Source organism: Flavobacterium sp. LAR06, from assembly GCF_041946075.1.
Lineage (GTDB): Bacteria > Bacteroidota > Bacteroidia > Flavobacteriales > Flavobacteriaceae > Flavobacterium.
The window spans coordinates 11,811-35,321 of the sequence record NZ_JAUTYT010000017.1 but is presented as its reverse complement, the minus strand read 5'-3'; the positions used below and the strand labels follow the sequence as shown (position 1 = coordinate 35,321).

15 protein-coding genes and 1 pseudogene are annotated in these 23,511 nt (G+C 34.6%); 5 read left to right on the top strand and 11 right to left on the bottom strand.

Translation table 11 applies throughout. The features are described 5' to 3' along the window. Window positions 1-92: 92 nt before the first annotated feature. The 7 genes and pseudogenes from Q7C23_RS20410 to Q7C23_RS20380 form a co-directional block, all read right to left on the bottom strand. Window positions 93-515: pseudogene (locus Q7C23_RS20410) on the bottom strand (sulfatase-like hydrolase/transferase). Next, window positions 506-787 (bottom strand): hypothetical protein, encoded by a 282-nt coding sequence (locus Q7C23_RS20405; protein WP_375034232.1) that lies wholly within the window; start codon window positions 785-787, stop codon window positions 506-508. The pseudogene Q7C23_RS20410 and the gene Q7C23_RS20405 overlap by 10 nt, the downstream one beginning before the upstream one ends. 787 nt (window positions 788-1,574) lie before the next feature. Further along, a complete protein-coding gene (locus Q7C23_RS20400) occupies window positions 1,575-1,949 on the bottom strand; it encodes a cytochrome c peroxidase (protein WP_375034231.1) in 375 nt (124 codons plus the stop codon). A gap of 55 nt (window positions 1,950-2,004) precedes the next feature. Next, window positions 2,005-2,253, bottom strand: a complete 249-nt coding sequence (locus tag Q7C23_RS20395; protein ID WP_375034230.1) for a cytochrome c peroxidase — start codon at window positions 2,251-2,253, stop codon at window positions 2,005-2,007. 82 nt (window positions 2,254-2,335) lie between these two features. Further along, on the bottom strand, window positions 2,336-2,554 hold the full coding sequence (locus tag Q7C23_RS20390) for a hypothetical protein (RefSeq protein ID WP_375034229.1): 219 nt from the start codon (window positions 2,552-2,554) through the stop codon (window positions 2,336-2,338). A 712-nt stretch (window positions 2,555-3,266) separates the two neighbouring features. Beyond that, the gene (gene nhaA / locus Q7C23_RS20385; protein ID WP_375034228.1) at window positions 3,267-4,460 is read right to left on the bottom strand and encodes a Na+/H+ antiporter NhaA; all 1,194 of its coding nucleotides are present in this window, start codon (window positions 4,458-4,460) and stop codon (window positions 3,267-3,269) included. Window positions 4,461-4,711: 251 nt separating this feature from the next. After that, complete coding sequence (locus Q7C23_RS20380) at window positions 4,712-5,119, bottom strand: helix-turn-helix domain-containing protein (RefSeq protein ID WP_375034227.1); 408 nt, start codon at window positions 5,117-5,119, stop codon at window positions 4,712-4,714. Between the two features lie 1,177 nt (window positions 5,120-6,296). On the opposite strand from Q7C23_RS20380, the gene Q7C23_RS20375 reads away from it, so the two are divergent. From Q7C23_RS20375 to Q7C23_RS20355, 5 genes are all read left to right on the top strand, one after another. Further along, window positions 6,297-9,125 (top strand): CheR family methyltransferase, encoded by a 2,829-nt coding sequence (locus tag Q7C23_RS20375; protein WP_375034226.1) that lies wholly within the window; start codon window positions 6,297-6,299, stop codon window positions 9,123-9,125. Window positions 9,126-9,204: 79 nt separating this feature from the next. After that, window positions 9,205-9,564 (top strand): ATP-binding protein, encoded by a 360-nt coding sequence (locus Q7C23_RS20370; protein WP_375034225.1) that lies wholly within the window; start codon window positions 9,205-9,207, stop codon window positions 9,562-9,564. Window positions 9,565-11,057: 1,493 nt separating this feature from the next. Further along, entirely contained in the window at window positions 11,058-12,794 is a 1,737-nt protein-coding gene (locus Q7C23_RS20365) for a hypothetical protein (protein WP_375034224.1), read from the top strand. Next, window positions 12,794-13,762, top strand: a complete 969-nt coding sequence (locus Q7C23_RS20360; protein ID WP_375034223.1) for a hypothetical protein — start codon at window positions 12,794-12,796, stop codon at window positions 13,760-13,762. The genes Q7C23_RS20365 and Q7C23_RS20360 overlap by 1 nt, the downstream gene beginning before the upstream one ends. A 530-nt stretch (window positions 13,763-14,292) precedes the next feature. After that, window positions 14,293-15,021: a hypothetical protein gene (locus tag Q7C23_RS20355; protein WP_375034222.1), complete on the top strand. Its 729-nt coding sequence runs from the start codon at window positions 14,293-14,295 to the stop codon at window positions 15,019-15,021. Window positions 15,022-15,967: 946 nt separating this feature from the next. Here the strand turns inward: Q7C23_RS20355 and Q7C23_RS20350 are convergent. The 4 genes from Q7C23_RS20350 to Q7C23_RS20335 form a co-directional block, all read right to left on the bottom strand. Then, on the bottom strand, window positions 15,968-17,260 hold the full coding sequence (locus Q7C23_RS20350; RefSeq protein WP_375034221.1) for an MFS transporter: 1,293 nt from the start codon (window positions 17,258-17,260) through the stop codon (window positions 15,968-15,970). A gap of 6 nt (window positions 17,261-17,266) precedes the next feature. Next, entirely contained in the window at window positions 17,267-18,202 is a 936-nt protein-coding gene (locus tag Q7C23_RS20345; protein ID WP_375034220.1) for a glycerophosphodiester phosphodiesterase family protein, read from the bottom strand. Between the two features lie 231 nt (window positions 18,203-18,433). After that, window positions 18,434-19,846 (bottom strand): RagB/SusD family nutrient uptake outer membrane protein, encoded by a 1,413-nt coding sequence (locus Q7C23_RS20340; RefSeq protein ID WP_375034219.1) that lies wholly within the window; start codon window positions 19,844-19,846, stop codon window positions 18,434-18,436. A 10-nt stretch (window positions 19,847-19,856) separates the two neighbouring features. Continuing rightward, window positions 19,857-23,444, bottom strand: coding sequence for a TonB-dependent receptor (locus tag Q7C23_RS20335; protein WP_375034218.1), 3,588 nt, complete (start codon window positions 23,442-23,444; stop codon window positions 19,857-19,859). Window positions 23,445-23,511 lie beyond the last annotated feature (67 nt).

Genomic DNA, 23,511 nt, shown 5'->3' with positions numbered 1-23,511 from the left:
TTTTATATAATTTTACTTATTAACACTTTCTTTATAAATAACGTTTATATTCCTTCATCCTACTTTCTCACTTTTAGAAAAAACACTATAAATTATAAGTGATAATCAGGATCTTTTGGCAGCTCCACCAGGGCAGTGCCGTGGTAAAGAAGCGGTGCCCATTGATTTGTCTCTCCACCGATAAATCCATAAAACTTATCAAACCCGGAATGTGAAGGCCAGCGGTCTAAAGAACCTGAAATAGATATTTCCCAAGGCGGAGTTTCATGATATTTCCCACAAGCGGCTGTACTGTAACCATTTTGTCTTAATACCTCAGCCATAGGCTAAATGGCTTGTGGCCTGATTCCGTTATTTCCAGGGAATACAGTAGCCGTTTCCATAATCGATCCTGCATTATTACTGTAATGATTATACCCCGTCAGCAAAGCCATTCGTGTTGGAGAACAGAGCGATGTGGTATAAAAACGATTGTAACTTATACCTTCTTTGCTTAATTTTTCCGTTAAAGGCATATTAACCGGCCCCCCATACCGCTTGAAACACCAAAACCCATATCGTCATTTAAAACTACAATTACATTTGGAGCATCTTTGAGAGCCTTTACTTCCCATCGTGGCGGAACTTTTGCATCTCTGGCATCGAGTTCTCTATATGTCGGTCTCACCGGCTCTTTAATCGGTAGCGAGTTCCGATCCATTTGGTCTTGCGCCGATATTGATATTGAAAATAGACTACAAATAACAAGCAGCGGTATTTTAAATAACTTTGATTTACTCTTTTCCATGGTTTTAGTATTTTATCAATTAACAGACTATTTACTAATCAATTACAATATAAAATTAAGATATTTAAACATAATCTTAACATTTAAAATACTACAATCACTCAATTCATAAACGCAAAAAACTTAAAACACAACAACTACTGCTTTTATTGTTCCTGAAATTTACCAAAATTTAAATGAACATAATTTATCAAAAAATGAGTGATAGCAGGACCTATAAACCATTAAGAATTATTAAAACCGATTTACAAACCTTGATTCCTGAAATAATTCAACATTAGATTAATCTGTTTTTTTTACAGAAAAAATGTTGTTCCATTTTGTAACTTGAAACATCTTTTTTTCATTCTTCTAAAAAAACAATTATAGCCTGGATAGCATTAACTAATTTATCGGTTGACTTTTTTGGCATAATAGCGTTGACATAGGACAATTCAAGTTGCATATCAGAAGTAAAAGCATATCTAAACCTATAGTGACTCTGTTCTGTCAAAGACCTGTAATAAGCTGACTTTTAGTTTTAAAAAAAATATATTTGAGATAACTCTTATTGTTTTAAAAAATTAGTTTTTTGATTAACTTCGTTATGAGCTTGATCAGTACCTTGATCAATCCATATTTCAGTATTAATTTCCTAAAAACGCACCGTCACTTAACGTTTTCATAAACGCAATAAGATAATTTTTCTGTTCTTCCGTAAGCGGAATTCATCTGCCCTTATCTTTAAGAATCGGATCAAAAATATCGGCATCCATAACACCGTTATCGAAATAATCCAAAACAGACCTTAAATCAGCAAACTGCCCGAAACTTCCATAAGTGGCCGTATATTCAATATTCCGTAAAGTGGAACGCGAAAACTCATAAAATCAGAAGCAATACCGATAAACCTGCCGCGCCCGGCTTCATTGGTATTGGTGTTTATTGGAAACCCTATATTTCTAAAACTTTGGCCGGTAAACAATTCAGTGCCGTGGCAGCTGCCGCATTTCTGCTGAAAGGTTTGATATCCCTGTAATTTACTTTGTGTAAAAGAGGCCGAATTTTGTTTTAACTTATCGTATTTGCTATTGGCAGAAATTAAGGTATACCCAAATTGTGCAATACTTTTATAGATCCTGTCAGGCGTAATATTGGCATCCCCAAAGGCTTTTTGGAACAAATCTTTATAAGGGGCATCATCCTTATTTTACCGATCACTTCCAGAATCGACGAGTCTATTTCTTCATGGGTAATGATGGGAACCAGGTGCTGTGTTTCGAGCTGAAGTTTGCTTCCGTCTCAATTGTAAATTTCAGAAAAGCCAGATTTTGAAGCGATGGCGTATTGCGAAGCCCTACCCTTCCCTGACTACCAACAGCCTGCGCATTATGGTCCGTAAAGGCATTGGCCTGGATATGGCAGGTAGAACAGGAAATGGTATTATCGGCACTGAACCTTTTTTCAGAAAACAATTTTTCTCCCAATTCAACGCCGTATTTAGTGGGTCTGTTTTGGCTTACAAAGGCATTCAGCTCTGGAAATCCCGATGGAATACTGAGCGTAATTTCAGGATTTCTTTTGATATCTCATACTATCCTGCGCTTTTGTATAATCAAGGGTAAATTTTCCACTGCTGTCAGTATGGGCATGGGATTTTGACATTAAATTACGAACCAATACATCAGAAAGGGCTTTTCCCTTTTGATCATTTACAATACCAGTAACGGATTGTGCCTTTACAGCAAAAGATAAAATTAAAAATCCAAAAAAAACTAAAAAACTCATAAATAAGGGTATAAATATACCGCGCAAAAATAACCTAATGGCAAGATCAAATGCAATTGATAAAAGGACAGAAATAAAACAGCATGTAATACAGTATAGCAAATGTGATCATTTTTTCAAAAAATTTCTCCTTTCTTGCCTACAATTGCGGAGTTATCAGCTTTTTCTTTAAGTGGAATTAAAAAACAAATAATTAAATTAAAATCATAAGAATCCATAGTTCAATTAAACTAGTTTATAATACACTCCAAAAGATGTTAAAGGCAAGAATTATGTCGCATACAAATTTTAGCAGCCAAATAAGTGGCAATTGGGCCTTAATGGGCAGTTCTTTAAAGACAAAAAACAGGGCGCCCCGGCAGCCCTATCCCCGATAGGAGTGGAAATCCTTTTGGGCCGGGGTTCGGCACAAAAGATTGGACCGCATAGTGGGAAGAGCTCCTAAAAAACAATATCAAACCTAAAAAATAATATTATATACAAGGGACCATGCAACCCTCAGATCTTAAAAGAAACCCGGGTTTTATTTCCCGCTGTAAGTTCACTCTCTATCAATAAAAGCACACTTGTGAATCAAAAAGACAGCATTACAACGATAACGGCCGTTATCTATGACGGCGCTAAAACTCTAAGTCCTGCCGAAAGCGAGAAACTCAAGGAGTGGCTCAATGAGCGCCTGCTGGTAAAAAGATATGGAACTTTTCAGGAAACATTAAGTATCCCCAAGAGTATTTTTCTGCTTTTTGTTGTACAGGCTCAAAATACAAAATCCTGAAATACCCGCAACTGCAGAGGCAATAAGTATGGCGAATTTCGCCTCATTCTGATGCAGTGCATCTCCAAAGGAAAGAAGGGCTATAAAAATCGACATTGTAAATCCGATCCCGCCCAATAGTCCAAGCCCCCATACATGCATCCAGGTAACAGACTGGGGAAGTTCGGCAATTTTCAGCTTGACCGACAGCCATGACATTATAAAAATCCCAATGGGTTTGCCTAAAAACAATCCAAGGATAATACCCAGTCCCAGATTACTGAAAAGCCCTGCTATCATTTCAGATCCAAAAGTGATGTTGGTGTTGGCAAGGGCAAAAATGGGCATTATTATAAAATTCACCGGACGGGTCAGGGCATGTTCCAGTTTTTCAAGCGCAGATTCGGTATCATCTTCATTGGTAGGCAGCGTTATGGCTACCAGAACACCGGCTATAGTGGCATGAATACCCGAGTGATGAATAAAATACCAGATAACTGCTCCGGGGATCAGGTAAAAAAGCAGATTTTTGACACCCATTCGATTAAAGATGATCAATAAAACAAACAATGCTCCCCCATATCCTAAATAGCGAAAATTCAATTCCGAGGAGTAAAATACCGCAATGACCAAAATAGCAATAAGGTCATCCGCTATAGCCAGCGCGGCCAGAAATATTTTAAGTCCCGAAGGCACCTTACTGCCTAAAAGGGATAAAATCCCCAGAGCAAAAGCAATATCGGTAGCCATTGGAATTCCCCAGCCTTTAGAAGTATGCAGATCGCCGTTATTAAAAAATAAATAAATTAGGGCCGGAACCGCTACACCGCCCACTGCGGCAAGCACCGGAAGGGAAGCCTGGGCAAATGAAGAAAGCTCCCCTTCCACTATCTCCCTTTTTATTTCCAGTCCTACAAGAAGAAAAAATACAGCCATAAGCCCGTCATTGATCCAGAGTAGGACCGGATATTTTAAATGCAGCGAAGAAGTATGGAATCCCAGTTCAAAATTAAGCAGTTCCTTAAAACCTTCCGACCATCCAGAATTGGCAATCAAAAGCGATATAAATACACAGATTAACAATATAATTCCCCCTGCAGATGAGGATCGGAAAAAGTGAGAAAAGACCTTAAGATTGATGAGTTTTGCCATAAATACAAATTTAGGCCTTAAAAAATTATTCTCCCAGCTTATTTTTAAAATTAATTGAATTTAGTTACCCTAAAAATAGTGCCAAGTACAGTTTAAGGACCTTCCTGCTGTCAAATCCAAACCTCTCCCTTCCCTCTGTAAATTTAAAAGCTTTAAAAGTCAAGAACTCTCGGAGCTTTTCGCAGATACACCCACTTTATTGTCAATTTTGATTCAATGTTACGGATTAATCCCATTTTTCGCTTTATAACTTAAAAAATGGTTCTAGTGCCTTTTGGCCTCTCATATCCCGCCCTGCATGATTTTAAATATTCTGACGGAGCTGCCCCGACATGTTTTATAAAAGCCCTGTAGCCGGTTGTCCTTGATTTAAAGCCTGAAGCTAAAATCATTTTTTCGGCTGTAAAATCTTTCCACTCCGGATCGTTGACTTTTTCTTTAAAATACGCTATTCTCTTTAAATTTATATAATCCTTGAAGTGAAGATTAATTTGTGAATTAACCAAATACGAGATGGTGTGAAGCTGAATACCGGTTTCTTTTGCAAGGTCCGGCAGTGCAAAATCATTTTTTAAAAAAAGCTTTCCGGAAATTAGAATGTTTTCCAATTTAGCTAAATAAAAATGTTTTTCTTTGGATGTTAATTTTTCAAATCCCATATTTTTTTGATCTAATATACAGAACAATACCGTCAGTTTCCAAATGTAATATTAAAAACTATCTAAACAAATAAATCTTTTTAGTGCAAAATCTTAAAGCCTGCTGCGGTAACCGGACTCACATAAAATCATGCAATGAAAATGCTAATTTAATATGATTTTCCCGCGCATATTAAACATTTGTGTTAGCCGCAATTCAATCCAAAATGATCTCTGCGCAAGCCAGTTCATTTGCACCTGTACATAAGAATTGACCGACGGCCGGCATCATGATCCAAGTGGAGCAAAGCATACATTTAGCTGCAGCAAAAATAAAAGTAAAGATGTTGCGGTTTATCTTTACCAAGAAAAGGAAATATGCTGTCTTAGCCAAGTATAGGACCTGTTGATGCCAGACAAAACCTTGAATTAAATAAAAAAAAAGAACTGCTTTTTCAGGCTGCTGCCATTCACACAAAATTGATAATTGATTCCAAATAGCATACAGTGATGCATACCAACACAAACTTATATCCTCTGCCTTGTTTTTCAGATATCAATAGGGGTGTAATGAATAGACCCGGGCTCAAATAATTAATAGATGCTGATTCCCCGCAAAAAAAAAACATAATGACTATTATCTGACCAAGGCATCAACCAAGGGAATTGATGGGTATATACTAAAGCCAGTATTGCTGTTTTGACCAGGAGCATAATTGGAAAAGTGCAAAAGAATTTTTATATCCATACTTACAAGAAAATTTCAAAAAACCTGAGCTGTGCAGAAGCTATGCAATGTATCCTCAGTAGATAATGTTTCAGCTTCAGCTCAAATATAATGGAAATAAAAGCATTTTAAGAATACTTTTATTTATTTTTATCCCTATAAAATAAACAATTAAATTTCCTGATTGAATGAGCTGCCAGTTTATTGAACAGAAAAATAAGCGCTGGCAGATCCGCGTAAGATCATGATGGTAAAGTCTATTGTCTTTATCTTACCTTTTTCAGCACTTCATTAAGGTATTCACCGCAGCTCCAAGCGGGCTGTAATGAACTGTCGCAATACATAACCGGCAAAACAACAGGACAAGACAAACTTATTTGCCGATATTCTAAAGGTTATGGGTTTTAGGTGACCTTAAAGGTCTTAGGACTGCAGTAATTTTTCAGGATAAACAGCTTTAAATCTCAAAATATGAATGCAGTTAACAATCAAATAGATAATTTACCTCCATTTCCTGTGGTGGGAATCGGCGCTTCTGCAGGGGGGCTGGATGCTTTTAAAAAATTAATTTCAGCTATACCCAAAACTTCAGGAATGGCTTACATCATAGTGCAGCGTCTTTCTCCCGATCACCCTAGCAGCCTTGCTGAACTCTTAGCGCCGCATAGCAACATTCCCGTTATTGAAATTATAAACATCATTGATTTAAAGCCGGATCATATTTATATTGTTCCAGTTAACAATAATATTGTCGCCAACAAGAATCAAATAGAGCTTAAATTAAGGACCCGTGCTGAGAGCAGAAGCAATATAATTGATATCTTTTTTGAGTCACTGGCAAAAGTTCATAAAACTTACGCCATAGGCGTTATCCTTTCTGGAACTGCATTTGATGGAACCGCCGGTTTTAAAATTCTTAAAGAATTTGGAGGAGCAACAATTGCTCAGGATCCGGAAACGGCAGCATTTAAGGCCATGCCTCAAAGTACAATAGATGCTGATGTTGCAGATTATGTGCTGGCTCCTGAAAATATTCCTTCACAATTGCTGGAAATACAAAAAAGCTATATTGCAAACCACGCTTACAGCGAGGAAGAACATATCCCCAAAAATGAAGAAGAAATATTATATCAGATTATAAATCTTGTTTTTCTGCGAACCGGCAATGATTTTAGGCAGTACAAACAGCCGACACTCAGAAGGCGCATTGCCCGAAGAATGGTGATGGTACAGCGTCATTCCATAGAAGATTATTACAATTATCTGAGAAATAATAAAGAGGAACAGGATCTGCTGTTTAATGATTTCCTTATACCAGTCACTTATTTTTTTAGGGATTCAGCCTTTTTTGACAGTCTGAGCACTACTGCTTTTCCATTACTGGTTAAAAATATCACAAACGATACCATCCGGATATGGGTAGCTGGCTGTTCAACCGGTGAGGAGGCTTATTCCCTGGCTATAAGTCTTCATGAGTACCTGCTTCAGACCAATACCAATACAAAAGTTCAAATCTTTGCCTCTGATATTTCTCAGAAATGCATTTCTAAAGCGAGGACTGCTATCTATACCTGCCAGGATGTTCAGGAAATATCTGAAGAAAGGCTGCGAACTTATTTTACAAAAAGAGATGGACAGTATCACATAAATAAGGTATTAAGGGATATGTGTGTGTTTGCAACCCATAATTTTATCAATGATCCCCCATTTGCAAAAATTGACCTGGTTTCCTGCAGGAACGTTATGATTTATTTTAATCCACAGCTGCAAAGCAAGGTATTAAGTTCTTTTCATTTTTCCCTTAAACAAAATGGATTGCTTTTCCTTGGTAAATCAGAAACAGTTTCTAATGCCCAAAATCTATATGAAGTACTAGGTAAAAATGAAAAAATTTATGTTCGAAAATATGCTCCAAGCAGATATGTTCCAAATGCATTTAATCCTTTAAATAACCTTAAGGAAAAGATAAAGGCATCCGAAACAACTAGTACTATTGAGGCTGATATAAAAAAAACTGCGACGGAAGTTTTATTAAATCATTTTACCCCATCCAGTGTAGTGATAAATAAAAACATGGAGATTCTTCACTTCCATGGCGATATCAGGCCCTACTTGACCCCATCTCCTGGAAAGCCGGATTTCAATATTTTAAAAATGGCACCCGGAAGTCTTAGTTTTGAACTTCAAAATGCTATTATACAGGTAAAAAAAGAAAAAATAAAAATACACAAAGAAAATATCCATGTTGCAGGGATGCCTTACAGTATAGCTTTTGATATATTGGCGCTTCAAAATGATTACCAGCACCTTTTGGTTCTTTTTTATAAAAAGGAACTTCCTGCGGCCGGTACCATTTCACCTGACGGCACGAGTACAGATCAGCTTCGAATCGCTGAACTGGAAAATGAACTTGCCCAAATCCGCGAAGATGCCAAAAGGGTATCCGAGGAGCAGCAAACCTCATTGGAAGAACTGCAGACCACCAGCGAAGAGCTACTGAGCAGCAATGAAGAGCTTCAGGCTTTAAATGAAGAATTGGAAACCTCCACCGAGGAACTACAGTCCAATAATGAAGAATTAATGTGCGTAAATGATGAACTGCTGGACCGTCAGGAACAGCTGATTTCAACCCGTAATTATGCCGAATCCATTATCCAGACCATCAGAGAGCCGCTCCTTATTATCAGTAAAGATTTCACGATTAAGAGTGCAAATCCTTCCTTCTATAAATATTTTATGACAAATGAGAATGATACGGAAAACCATTCCTTTTTTGAGATTGGAGACTGCCATTGGAATATTCCAGAATTTAGGGATCAAATTTTAAAGATGATTGGGGGTCAGAGCGTAATTGAGGATTTTAGACTTGATATTGTATGCAAAGGGATTGGAAAAAAAACAATCATAGTAAATGCGCGCAAAATAATAAATTCAAAGCCGGAAGGAATGATTTTATTGGCACTTGAGGATATTACAGAATTAGTAACAAGTAATGAAATGCTTAACGCAAAGAATAACGAACTGCTAAAGTATAATGAGCAGTTAGAGTACTTTTCCTCGGCAGCCAGCCACGATCTGCAGGAACCGATTCGTAAAATTCAGATGTTCTGCAAAAGGCTGCTTGGGCATGAGAAAAATCTAAGTGATACAGGCAGGCATACAATTGACCGCGTTGTCTTTATAGCATCCAATATGTCAACATTGATAGCTGATCTTATTGCTTATTCCAGAATTAATTTTATTGAAAACGAATTAAAAACAACAGATTTGAACTTGATTGTAAAAAAAAACATTACATGAGCTTAAAGATCAAATAATTGAAGATAAACCTATAATAGCGGTTTCAACATTACCTGTAATAAAGGCCGTGCCCTTTCAAATGCAGCAATTATTCAACAACTTAATTTCTAATTCCATTAAATACAAAAGAGAAGGAATTACGCCTGAAATACAAATAGAAACTAGTGAAGCGACTCAAGAGGAAATCTTAGAATTTGGTGGCGATCCAGATATTAAATATATAAATATTTTTATTGTAGATAATGGTATTGGGTTTGCAAAAGAATTTAGTGTGCGAATTTTTGATCCGTTCTACCGTTTGCATACTGCAGACCAATATTCCGGTAGTGGACTTGGACTGACATTGGTAAAAAAAATAGTAGACAATCATCATGGATTTATAAAAGCATCAAGTGAAATTAATGCCGGAACGAAAATATACATTTATTTACCTTTGTAAAGGATTGAGGATCTTTCAATTAAGAGATTAAACGATCATCAGTAAACTATTGTGAGTCTGAAAAGTTATGTATTCCCTCTTTTTATTTTTCGTAAGCAATCTGTTTAAAAAGTTTTTTTGTCTTGCAAAAGTGGTATTTGGAATTTAGGAAAAAATTAGGAAATCTTGTTTATAAATTTTCCCATAGCAGGAAAATCACAAAAAAACTTTTGCAATATCTAGTTTCCAATTTTGCCGACACTGTCGGCAAAATTTGTTTTCCAGATCCAGTTTCTCTTACATGTATTGTAGCAAAATTGTGGCACAAAAGATTTTAAAATTAAAAACTCGGTATTGACAAAGACTACAAGATGAGTTCGAATATTTATAAATTCATATATGAATCCGGTTATGCAAGAGTTTACACGTTTGAAAACAAATTTCAAAAGTTTAAGTTGGGTAATAACGTTCTCAATCGCTGAATTTACCGGGATCTTCTATATACTAAGGTCTATTAAGAAAATTATGCGGATGCAATAGCAATCAATCTGTGTTCGATAGAACCCTCACACATTATATTCACATGATTTCGACATAATGTAATCCGAATTAAGCATTAATATTATAAAAAATGCAATCAATATGTTATTACAAAGCATAGCTACTAACCTGATTAAAACACACACACAATCATATGCAATTCAATTAATTAATGATTTTAATTTCGCTAAATATAGTTAGAATAGGCACAAGCTGTCCGACTGTAATCCCTGACAGCCCGCTAGTCTTTTTTAATAACAATTGGGGTTTCAAACACTAATTAATTGCTCATATTAAAACAAAGAAAATGAGACCTACGATGCATTTCTATTGATAGAAATGTTCAACAGCCTTTCCAAATCCTCCACAAAAAATTCGACATTAGTTCGGGCGTGGTGACTAAGATGAGCTGATAATCAATCTGATGATTTACTTCAAGATTTTTCTGATAAGCAGCGGCTCCGGGTACTTTAGAAAACCGTCGACATATTGTCTTCAGTATTTTACGGTTTTTTTATTTAACTCTTTTGCCCAACCATTACCCACCCAACGTCGCAAAAAAATTTAGTTTCGTTTGTTTAAAGTTAATTTTTATTCAATAATAATTCATGCATTAGATATTCATAAATTATGATTTTCCAATTGAACATAAGAGTAGAAAATAAACTGTAGAAACACAGAAATATCAAGATTTTTTTTGGAATATTCTCCTACCATATACTAAATAAAAAAAATTTATAAGGATTCATGACATAAAGTAAGGATTACAAAATTAGGTATTTACAATACTATAAAATACCCGATTAACCCGTGACAAAACCCAATATAACTGCCGAAATATTACCTTAATGTAATAACAAAATGTCTTATATGTAAAAAATATCTGACAATTAATATCTTACTTTGGAAATGGTGATAAAACAATGACACGCCAATAAAGAAACAAGAACTAAAATAAAAATTTAATCAAATTTATGAAACAAAAAATTAGCAAATTCGCAACATTAATCCTATTCAGTTTTTTTATCGCACTGGTAGGTTGCGAAAAAGAAGCAGAAGCACCATCCGCTGCGAAAAGTGGGTTCAACGGAAAAATAAACAATGTAACGATCGATGACCTGCCTTCTTTAAAAAAGGAATTGGAATCCAATAAGAAATACACCCAAGATCCAGAGTTTAGGTTAGTCCTTAAACACATCAAGCAATATATTGATTCCAAAGGGAACGAAACCTACAGTATTCCGATGCACTCGCAATCGGCTCAAAACAGCCCGGATTATTATTTTGAAAACCTGAACGTTTATAAATCAGGCAATCATTATGCATCTTTTATCACAAGATATAATCCTGATGATGATTCCCGTGCATTCGATATGAAAACTTTTACGGGAAAACTGGAAATTTTTGATCAAAACAAACTACACATAGGTGTTATATTATATAAAAACGGTAGTGCAGTTAGAACCCCAAGCAGCCGTACTTTGAAAACAGCAGAAGAACAAGATACTTGCACTACTGGAAGTTTTACAGATCAAATGATGTGCCTGATTGGCATTGGAGATATGGACAGACTTATGGATTTAATTAATAATATGCCGGTTGCCGGCTCTGATGGAGAAACCCCACCCAATACGGATGATTCTGACACAGGTATTTTAATACCCAATTACGATTGGGAAATACCAACAGATGCACTTGCCAGACGAAGCTATGTCTTGCACCACTTAGAGGGATTGAGCGACAACGGAGATATCTGGGTGAGACAAACGGCTACTGATGCTAAAATAGATGACATTATTTCTTTACTTAACGACGAATATCCCAACAAAGAATGGAGTACGCACAAAATAATTTCTGCTGCAAAAGAGGGTATAAACAGAATGATAGAAAACCCTGAGCTGAATATCGATTTTCAAGCCTCTTATTCTTCTCCTACTTTTATAGATTTATCTTTTGTTTCAGGAAATTCTGAAGAGGAAAAGAAGTTTATGTGTGTTTATAACAAATTGACCGAAACGCAGGGGTATAAAGATCTATTTCTTAAGATGTTTAATGGTGATAAGACAAAACCGAATGTAGTTTTTAAAATAGGAGATTTAGGTATTGCAAACGGCAAAACAGATCCTAAAAGTGCGATGGATATGGAAATTATAATGGATCGTAATTTTTTACTGGACGATGGAGGGGATGGAGAAGGTGGAAATGAAGGAGGAACTACTATGGATATCGCAAAAACGATTATTCACGAAGGTATTCATGCCTACTTAAACGTAAAATTGGGCGACCCAAGTATAGGAATGAGCATTCCGACCTTAAACAATATGGATATCGCTGATGCAATGAATAGTTATTACAACGGCAAAGATGGAGACCAAACCCAACACAGTTTTATCTACGCGCACTTAGTGCCTACGATGCAGATGATTTTGCTGGAAGTGAGACCTAGTCTGGTTTCACCAGCCAAAAGTAAAGAGGTGGAGGGAGCCCTAATGACTATGAAAGATGAATCTATAACAGGCTATTTTAATTGGAATGGATATTATCGAAACCTGTCGCTGCTCGGTTTGCACAATTGCCATTTCTTTAAAGCCGAAATCGGGAGTTTTAATGATGAAGGTCTTTTAACAACTGTTAATCAATTAAAAATGAACGAGTTCAGATTATATAATACTTGGGTTAGTACTAAATTGGACAAAACCTGTATTGATTGATGGGAAAGAAAATCAATAAAACAGGATGTGAAAACTGTTGTGGAATTTTAGGTTTTTACCTAAAAATAGTTTTAATATTTTGTCTTTTTTATCAACAAAATACGTATGGTCAAGGGTTTTCAACTTCTGAGTATGAAAAAAAAGACATTGATAATGAAGGGGATAAATATCGGAAATTATTAAAATTAGATGCCAATTCTTTATTAGTAAACTTTGACGGCAGTAAGTTTATAGCTTTAACCAATGGAAAAGTGATTCGGTATGTAATTGTTCGGTATGAAGTTAAAAGTAAAGAAATTTTAAAAGGTAAATTGGCTTTAGATTGTAAAAGAACTATTGATAGTCTACTCACAATAAATCCCGATTTTCTTAGTATAAAAATAAATGCTCAAGGACAACGTTTCGACGTTCAGGATGGAGGTACATATAAAGTAGAAGTATATAAAAATAACGCTATTATAACCTATTTTACTCGTGCCCCAAGTTCATACATCGAGCATAAAGTTTTGCATTATGAACACAGGGTAAAACTTGTAAATGCTTACTATCAGTTAAAAGAAGTATTTTCAGATGAGAAATACAAAAGGATAAAAAGCTCAGATACAGTCTATGTTTATTTTGAAAAAGATAAAAACCATCAAAGTCATAAGGTTGGACCTGCTAGAACAGACACGGAACCCCTGTCTGATTATCATTATCGTTTTAGCAATGCTCCTCATGATAATAGCATGACTTTCGAACATAATCCTAATGGCTCCGAAGTAAGAATAGAAAAAAAGTCATTTCTAAAAAAGAACAAAGATTTGATAATAACCTATGATTATTTAAATCGCATGGGACTACGGGAAGCGACGCTACTTATAGGTAATAAAAAAGTTTACTTGATTGATAAGAAAGATTTCTGTAGGGGGAAAATCAAGTTAAAAAAAGTTAAGGTATTTGGGGCTTGGATTATGAAAGAGGGATAAAAGTAGTGGTAATACCGGTTTTGCCCTGAAGCAAAACCGGTATTTTTTTATTTATCACGATATACTACATGATTCTGCGGAAAGTCCGTTTAATTGGAATGCATTTTTTGCAAATTGCCATTAGGCGATTTGTAAGATTGCGATTTCTTTAAAGCCGAAATCGGAAGTTTTGATGATTTTGGTGTTTCAGTAACCGTTAATGAAAGAAAAATGAGAGTCTTTAAATTGTATAATATGTATGGTATTGGGCCATTGAAAAAAAACTGTATTGATTGATTATGGGAAAGACAATCAATAAAACAGGATGTGAAAACTGTTGTGAAATTTTAGGTTTTTACCTAAAAATTGCTTTAATATTTTGTTTTTTTTATCAACAAAATGCGTATGCTCAAGGATTTTCAACTTATGAGTATGAAAAAAAAAGATATTGATAATACAGGGATAAATATCGAAAATTATTAAAATTAGATGCCAATTCCTTATTAGTAAACTTTGACGGCAGTAGGTTTATAGCTTTAACCAATGGAAAAGTGATTCGATGTGTAATTATTCGGGATGAAGTTAAAAGTAAAGAAGTTTTAAAAGGTAAATTGGCTTTAGATTGTAAAAGAACTATTGATAGTCTATTGACAATAAATCCTGAGTTTCTTAATATAACTATAAATGCTCAAGGACAACGTTTTAAAGTTTCAGATGGAGGTAGATGTATAGTTGAAGTATATAAAAATAACACCATTATAACCTATTATAGTCATGCCCCAAGTTCATACATCGAGCATAAAGTTTTGCATTATGAAGAAAGGGTAAAACTTGTAAATGCTTACGATCAGTTAAAAAGTGTATTTTATGACAAGAAATACAAAAGGCTAAAAAGCTCAGATATAGTCTATGTTTATTTTGAAAAAGATAAAAACCATCAGGGCCATAATGTTCGAACTGCTACAACAGACACAGAACACCTCTCTGATTATTATTATTATAGTTTTAGCAATGCTTATCATGATAGCATGTCTTTCGATCATCATCCTTATTCTGGCTCCAAAGTAAGAATAGAAAAAAAGTCATTTTTAAAAAAGAACAAAGATTTGATAATAACCTATGATTATTTAAATAGCATGGGACTAACGGAAGCGACGCTACTTATATCTTATCGTCAAAATAAAAAAGTTTACTTGATTGATAAGAAAGATTTCCGTAGGGGAAAAATCAAGTTAAAAGAAGTTGGCGTAATGGGGGCTCTTATTCTGATGGATGAATAAAAGCAGTGGTAATACCGGTTTTGCTTCAGGGCAAAACCGGTATTTTTTTATTTTCAAGTTCTTCCAAAGTTTGTTTTGTAAGCTGCGCAATATTTAAAATAGGAGTACATTAGATAACCGGCTCCTTTGCCTATTATGTGGATTATAAAAGCCGATGTGTTTTGCAATCTTTTCAATAGCCCAACACAAATACTATGTAATTCCAACTTCATACCGTATCTGCTCTTTTTCAAACTTTTAATATACATTAGTTGGCTTTCACTTAATTCGTCAAATGATTTAACCCTTAGTTTATATCTCCTTTCGTAAGTAGTTATTATTGTTTGTTTTTGCCCCATTCTCTAGTTGTAGTTATAGGAGCATCGTAATGATAGAAATCAACATACTGGCCTATAGTGCCTGATATAAGCACACAGCTCATCAACTTCATAAGTTTTTCCTTTACTGATAATTGGTTTGACAATATTCCTGGCAATTGAAACAATCCTTTTCAGTAATGTTATGGCTGATATTTTTAATATTCTTGCTTTACTTCTTATTCCTAGACCTTCTTTTGTTAATTAAATAATATTATGACTGATATGTGATTTATAGGCTTGATACGTATAATTTTCCATAAAATGATAAAAGCAAATTTTACAATAGTACTGTTGTTTATTATTTTTAGCTTCTCCCATTTTTAACAACCTTTTTCTCTTTACATCTTGGACAATTTATATCATTCACTAACTCTGGAACCCAAGGTAGCATTTTTATTCATTTTAGTTCTTTTAAAACAATAATAAAACAAAAAGATGGGCATTACTGCTCACCTTTAATTTATTTTTTGCTAATATTTATTCTATTTCAACATATTAGAAAAGCTAAAATCTCACATCGCTAAATCTGAAACACTGCCCAAATAATCAATAATTTAAGCAATCGATGAGCTTTAGGTTGCCATAAATTATTCCTCAGATTTAGCATTCCATACTAATAAGGCAAGTAAAGTTGATAAAATTGCAGAACCTATCCAGAGATAGCTTACCCCTGAGAAATCATAATGTATTTCGTTATTTAGCTTATTTGTCATTTTGTCGCTTTCAATAATGAATCCACTTATGACATCTTGTAATCCCGCACCTATATAACTGGAAATTCCGATTAATCCCATAACTGCACCAGTGGCTTGTTTAGATACGATATCAACCGCCATAAGTCCTCCTAAAAAAGTAATCAAAATTCCCATAGCAAAGCCTGAAATAATCATACTTAAAGAATCTAGAAAAATATTTTTTGGCAGTAGTAAAAACATACAGAGTGAGATTATGTTTAAAATGCCTGAGATTAAAGTTGGGACATTTCGACTGCCTTTGAAAAATCGGTCTGAGATAAAACCCGAAATTATCGTGCCTATTATACCCGCTATAGAACCAAGTAAAAAAATAAAACCGGCTTCTTTGTTTGAATAGTTTTTTTCATTTTCTAAAAAAAAAACTCCCCAGCTTTCGATAGCATACCGACAAACATACATGAGTCCACTTGCTATTGCTAAAATCCAAACGGCAGGATTTTTGAAAACATTTTTTTGTTGATCTGCAATTGAAATGTTTTTTGATTGAGTTCTTATTGCTTCAAATCCTATACTCTGTGGACTTTCATACAAAAAATATAAAATATAAATTGTGCAAAAAAGACCTAAAAAACCGGCAGACCAAAATCCCCACTGCCAACCTAATGTGGCAATTGCAACTGGAACAATTATATAAGTAATAGCCTTACCTAAACTATGACTTGCACTCCAAAAAGCATAATACGTGCCTCTTTCTTTGTCATGATACCACCGCGTAATAATAACAGCACAAGGAGCTGCTCCCATACTCTGAAACCAACCTAATAGCCCCCACAAAACAGCAAAAGCCACAAAATTTTCAGTAAATCCAATAGCTAAACAAATCAATGAAGAAAGAAATAGTCCAAGGGCAAAGAACTTTCTTAAATTTACTCGGTCTGTAATACATCCATTTATAAATTTTCCAATTGCATAACTAAAAAATAATGCAGAACCAATTATTCCCATTTGAGTTTCTGTAAAAATGCCTGTATCAATTAATGGCTTTTTAACTATACTAAATGACAATCGGCAAACATAATAAGAACTATATCCCATAATTGCAGTAAAAAAGACCTGCCATCTTTTAAAAATGAATTCCTTATTCGTTTTTTTTGATTTCAAATAAGTGGTTATAACTTGTCTCATGTTCTTTTAATTATGAAGTTTTTTCTCACGCAAATATTCTAATAGTTCTTTAGGATTATCAGTTTGGATAATAGTTGCCCCTTGTTTTGTTATCCACCCCCAAGATTCTTCTTTTTTATTATCTTCTACTGCAATTTCATCATCATGCCCACCATTTAAGGATGCCCATAAGCTATTTATCCAAATTCCATTATTATTTTTTAAGACTGGAAAAGTAGAGATAAGTGGGTAAGAATCGACTTCAAATACAGGTTGAAGAATAGTATTTTTATGTACGCTATAAGATTCAATAATTTCTTGAATGTTTTGTTTTTCTAAATCAAGAATAGGCATTATAAAAACATCCTCATCAAAGTGACCATGTTTTTTTATAACATCAGAATAATAAGGGTTTTCAGTTATAATATTTATGATTGCCTGGTCTAATGTTCCTGTTTCTTTAAGTTCCTTAATCACTTGCGGAAAATATTCATATCCTTTATCAACATCAACTAGTATTTTCCCTTTAGCAATCAGAAGCATTTCTTTAAAAGTTGGAATCAGATGTTTTGTTGCTCTTCCCATTCCGTTTCTTAATCGGAATTTTTTTACTTCTTCCAACGTGTAATCCTGAGGCTTGCCTTTTCCAGTAGTAGAGCGATCAAGGGTTTTATCATGCAGAACAATAAGATGACCATCTTTTGTTCTGTTAAGATCCAATTCCATTATATCAACTCCCATTTTAATGGAACTCAGTAAAGCTGGAATGGAGTTTTCTGGAAAATTTCTCCAATCACCGCGATGTGCAGCAACCATAATATTTTTGGATGCAGGATTTTGCAACAGTACAATATTTTTTTTTAAATTTTCCTCAGGTATAGTTGTAACCTTTTTTTCAATAGAAGAACAAGATGACAAAACAATTATTAAAAACACACAAAAATAGTTTCTTTTTAAAGTCATTATTATTTTAATTTATATTTATAATACAAGATTGTTGTTACTTTTATGATAACATAAGCGCAGTTATTCAAATTAAGTATAAAGTTTAATTTGAATTTTTATTAATGAAATAGAAGTAATTTGAAAGACTTAAAGCCTAGGACTGTACTTTCATTTGGATGTTCCTTACTGCATTACTTTTTTGCAGTAAGGAAGAATCTTTATAGAGGTGATATTAATATGAAAAATAAATTAATAACCTTCATTTTGCCAACCCGTTTTATCATTCACATTGTCAATTTCTACTTGAGGAATTGGATAAATTGCTCTAAATGACGGGATTTCCGGCATAACTGTTTTCATTTGTCCAGTCCTGATAATATCAAACCAACGATCACATTCCAGCGCCAGTTCCAAACGTCTTTCCAAGTAGACAGCTTTTCTAAAAGTATCTTGGGAAACCAGAGTTGTGTTGGTATAAGTAGTAGTTTGACTGTTGGTTCTAACTGCATTTAAAGCCGTTAATGCTTTGGCATTAGGAAATGAAATTTCATTTTGAGCTTCTGCATACATCAGCATAACATCAGCACATCTTAAAACAGGAAAATCTCCATTTGATTCTGTACCGATAGTAGTAGCATTAAATTTGCCAGGCCGGCTTCCTGAAGAAGGAGACACTACCAAGGCTCTTCTGTTATCACTGTTGTTATAAAGAGACTGAGGAAGCACAATTAGATTATTACTGTCTTGATTTCTATAACGATTGTTGATATTGGCGCTTTCTCCAATTCCTCCGGCAAGATAATAGATACCAAAAATAATGTCTTTACTAGTTTTTATCCCGTTGGGGAAAGTACTTGTTTGTGGAACCAAAGAAAGTTGAGTTTTAGCATTTATTAAAGCTACTAATGGTTCAAGAGTTGCATTAACCTCACTATATTTTTTTTGATACAAATACACTTTGCCCAGCAATGCTAAAGCTGCCAGATTTGTTGCTTTTCCTATATCTGCATTTTTAGTCCACACTTGGGGTAAATCGGTTGTCGCTGATTTAAGGTCTGATTCAATTTGAGTATAGATTTCGGTTATGTTTGCTCGATGATTATCCCTGGCTTGAGCAGTGGTCTGTACAGTAATTATCAAAGGTACTTTCCCAAATAACTGAATTAGATTGAAATAAGAAAGTGCCCTGACAAATTTGGCCTGTGCCAGAATTTCTCTTTTTCTAGTTTCATCCATAGCTACATTTGGCGCTTTGTCAAGGAGAATGTTCGCACGATATATTACGGTATAAAAGCCTTGCCAGGTATCAGAGAGATTTTTGTTTTCCGAAGTTTCAGAAAACGACTCAATCTGGTAACGAACACCACCAGCGGCACCAGGATTATTATCAGTTAAATTATCACCCCTTACTTCTGCTACAGTTAAATATGTACTTCCATATATTAAGCCGGATTGAAGGCCATCATATAATGAAATTACTCCAGCTTGTAAAGCATTTTCATTATTATAAAAAGTATCTTCTGTAGGAGTATCGATTGGTTTTAAGTCCAAAAAATCAGTGCAAGAAGTCTGAAATAAAAATAAACCACTTAATGATAGCGAGAAAATTATTTTTTTGCTGGTCGAGAATATATAATTCGTGTTTTTATAGATTGTATTCATGGTTGATAGTTTAGAAAGTTAAATTTAATCCCATACTAACAGTACGAGCCAATGGATATACTCCATAATCTTCTCCGCTCTGTGTAGCATTCGAATTGTTGCTTACTTCTGGATTATATCCTTGATATTTTGTAAAGGTGTGCAGGTTTTGAACAGAAATATAAATACGAGTCTTTGTTATAAACGAAGTATTATTCAAAGGAATATTATAACCAATTGTAACATTACGAATTCGCAAATAAGAACCATCCTCAACATGCCATGTCGATGTGGTTCCATTTAAACCTTTTGCCACCCTGTTTGGACGAACATTCCAGCCACTGCCTGGCTCAGATTCGCTTTTCCATCTATCAAGTGCCCCAACATAATTATTCATGTTTCCTTCATGATTGTAGAAATATCTTCTGGAAAGATTTAAAATCTCATTTCCATAAGCCCCTTGTATGGCTACCGCGAAATCAAAATTTTTGTAAGCCAATGAAGTTGAAAATCCGTAAGTAAATTTGGGTGAATAATTCCCCACTATTTCTCTGTCTTTTGTCAAATCTATAACTCCGTCGCCATCAACATCTTTAAATTTAAAATCACCAGGTTTTGTTGTTGCCAAATCATTATTTGATGGTGTATCGATGTAATGAGGGTAAGAATCTATTTCGGCCTGGTTTTTAAAAACCCCTAAAACAACCGGAAGATAATAGGAACCTATTGGCTGCCCAACACGTGTTAAAAAATAAGCATTGCTTACACTACCTGTTTTAATGATATCAGCATTGCCTGGCCCTAATTCTTTTACTTCATTTATATTTTTAGAAAAATTTATGTTTGTTGACCATTTCAAATTCCCTAAGTTTGGATTGATGCCAAGATTAATTTCGATTCCTTTGTTGTTTACTTTTCCGATATTTGTCAGTTCGGACGAATATCCTGTAGAAATAGGTATAGGTACATTTAATAATAAATCCGAAGTATTACTGTTATAAATATCAACATTTAGTGTTAATGCATTTTTGAGGACGGCAAAATCTAAACCAAAATTGACTTGATTTGTTTTTTCCCAACGTAGATCAGGATTCGGTTTGCTGCTTGGCGCAGCGCCATTTACAGCTCCTGCATTTGCACCACCCAAAATGTAACCATAATTTGATATTGCGCCTTGTGATCCATAATTGGGGATATTAAAATTGCCGGTTACTCCATAACTGGATCGTAATTTTAAATCATTGATCCAGTTTACATTTTTCAAAAAATTTTCCTCAGAAATTTTCCATCCCACGGAAGCCGAAGGGAAGTACCCCCACCTGTGGTCCTCTCCAAATCTTGAAGCTCCATCAGCTCTAAAAGCTGCTGATGCAAGATATCTTCCTTTATAATTATATTGAAGCCTGGCAAGCCCCGATGCTAACGAAAATTCTGATTTTATGGAGCTCCCATCTGTTACAATACCCGCATTTACAGTATGAATATCATTAGAGATAAAACCTCTTCCGGCATATACATAATTATTATCAAAAACATTCTTCTGTAATGTCCACCCAGCCAAACCGCTTAAAGAATGATTCTCCCATTTTTTAGTATAATTTAAGGTCTGCTCCAATACCCAATTCAATTCATTATCAGATTTAGACCAGGCATAAGCAATCGATTCAGGATTTCCAGATGTATTGGCTAAAGGAATTGTTGAAGGATGAAAATAGTCCTGAGTTCTATTTGAAGCATCCAAGCCAACTGAAATTTTATATTTAAGATCCTTTGCAAATTCAGCCTCCAGGTAAAAATTAGATAAAACTCGTAATCTCCTGGCTTTATTTTCTGTCAAAGTAGCCAATGCTACAGGGTTCCACGCCTGAGTCTGGGCATTACCAACAACTACCTTGCCATCAGGCAATACGGTTTGTGTATCAGCACTCCAATTATTTTGAGCAAAGTTGAAAGAACCATCTGGATTATAGACTGTAAATATAGGAGAATAATGAAGAGCAGATGCTACTACACCTTCAGAATTAAAGGCTCCGTCGGTATTTACAATATTTTCGGTTGTATAGGTGGGATTAACTAAGACTCCATACTTAAAACTTCCTTTATATCCATCTAAATTTAGTTTTAGCCCATAACGCTCAAAATCACTATTAATTACAATTCCTTCTTGTCCAAAGTACTCTAATGAGGTGTAATATTTCATGTTTTCGCTACCTCCGGAAGCCGAAATGGTATGGTTCTGAATTAAGGCATCTCTATAAATTTCGTCTTGCCAATCAGTATTTGTCAAACCTTTTACGCCATTCAAATAAGGAATAAGTTCTGTAGGCACTATAGTGTTAAGATTGTTGTTGCTTTTTATTAATCTGGTTGCATTATCATCCTGAAAATTATACGATATTGGACTTAGACCAGAACCTAATCTTCCTTTGTTGATAGCATTCAAGGCATCTGAATAACTGTTATTTCTAGCTTCTAAAGTTAATTCGGCGTATTGGTAGGCATCCAGCATTTTTATTTTTTTACTTAAGCTTTGAATACCGGTAAAACCATTATAACCTATAGTAGTTTTTCCTTTTTTTCCTTTTTTACTGGTGATAATTACAACACCATTAGAACCTCTGGATCCATAAATAGCAGCAGAAGAAGCATCTTTTAAAATTTCAATTGACTCTATATCGTTAGTATTAATGGTGCTTAAAGAGCCTGAAGACAATGGAATTCCATCAACTACATACAAAGGTTCACTGCCAGCTGTAATAGTACCAATACCTCTTATTCTAATATCAAGCGATCCCCCTGGTTTTCCGGACCCTTGTACCGCATTTACACCAGCCATTTTGCCAACGATGGCCTCAGAAATATTCCCCACCGGCTGATTTTCTAAATCTTTGGCAGTTACACTTCCTATTGCTGTGGTTAGATCTTTCTTTTTTGCACTACCATAACCAATTATTACAACTTCATCCATTTTTTGACCTTCTTCACGTAAAATAATAACAAGGTCATCACCCACTATTTTCACTTCTTGGGATTCCATACCTATGTAGCTTACAATTAGCGTGGTAACATTATCCGGTAATTTTAGTGAGAACCCCCCTTCAGCGTCAGTTTGAGTAGAAATACTGGTTCCTTTAGCTTTTATATTTACGCCTGATAACGGTTGTCCCTTTTCATCTATGACCTTTCCTGAAACCTTTATCACTGTTTCTTTTAATATTTCAGGTCGTTCTATTGGAAAAAAAGTTTCGTTCTTATCTTTTCTTAAATATAAGAGAATATGCCTGTTTTCATACACTACAAATTCAATTTTAGTATCTTTAAATAATTGTTTCAGAATTTCCTTTACACTTACTTTTTTTACATTAAATGAAATTTTCCTCTCAAGATCAATTCCTTTGTTGTTATATATAAACCTGTACTCGGTTTTAGACTCGACTTCCTTTAAAACAGTTTCTACACTGACATTCTTTAAAGTCATAGAAATTTTAGTATTCTGAGAATAGATGTTTGCATGCATTTCAAAAAGAGAAACTACCAACAAAAATGTTGTAAATTTCATTCTTAAGCTGATTTTAAAAAGGTTCGGACGCACCAATCCCTTTGTGATTTTTTTTTTCATACTTTTGTTTAGTTATTTAATTTAGCTCTTAGGTTAGGTTAGTATCAATTTTATTCAGGGGATGTTC

What these genes read in the sequence shown, in the direction of transcription:
- Q7C23_RS20405 (WP_375034232.1), bottom strand. Translation starts at nt 787, where the DNA reads ATGGAAAAGAGTAAATCAAAGTTATTTAAAATACCGCTGCTTGTTATT.
- Q7C23_RS20390 (WP_375034229.1), bottom strand. Translation starts at nt 2,554, where the DNA reads ATGAGTTTTTTAGTTTTTTTTGGATTTTTAATTTTATCTTTTGCTGTA.
- nhaA (WP_375034228.1), bottom strand. Translation starts at nt 4,460, where the DNA reads ATGGCAAAACTCATCAATCTTAAGGTCTTTTCTCACTTTTTCCGATCC.
- Q7C23_RS20380 (WP_375034227.1), bottom strand. Translation starts at nt 5,119, where the DNA reads ATGGGATTTGAAAAATTAACATCCAAAGAAAAACATTTTTATTTAGCT.
- Q7C23_RS20375 (WP_375034226.1), top strand. Translation starts at nt 6,297, where the DNA reads ATGAATGCAGTTAACAATCAAATAGATAATTTACCTCCATTTCCTGTG.
- Q7C23_RS20370 (WP_375034225.1), top strand. Translation starts at nt 9,205, where the DNA reads ATGCAGCAATTATTCAACAACTTAATTTCTAATTCCATTAAATACAAA.
- Q7C23_RS20365 (WP_375034224.1), top strand. Translation starts at nt 11,058, where the DNA reads ATGAAACAAAAAATTAGCAAATTCGCAACATTAATCCTATTCAGTTTT.
- Q7C23_RS20360 (WP_375034223.1), top strand. Translation starts at nt 12,794, where the DNA reads ATGGGAAAGAAAATCAATAAAACAGGATGTGAAAACTGTTGTGGAATT.
- Q7C23_RS20350 (WP_375034221.1), bottom strand. Translation starts at nt 17,260, where the DNA reads ATGAGACAAGTTATAACCACTTATTTGAAATCAAAAAAAACGAATAAG.
- Q7C23_RS20345 (WP_375034220.1), bottom strand. Translation starts at nt 18,202, where the DNA reads ATGACTTTAAAAAGAAACTATTTTTGTGTGTTTTTAATAATTGTTTTG.
- Q7C23_RS20340 (WP_375034219.1), bottom strand. Translation starts at nt 19,846, where the DNA reads ATGAATACAATCTATAAAAACACGAATTATATATTCTCGACCAGCAAA.
- Q7C23_RS20335 (WP_375034218.1), bottom strand. Translation starts at nt 23,444, where the DNA reads ATGAAAAAAAAAATCACAAAGGGATTGGTGCGTCCGAACCTTTTTAAA.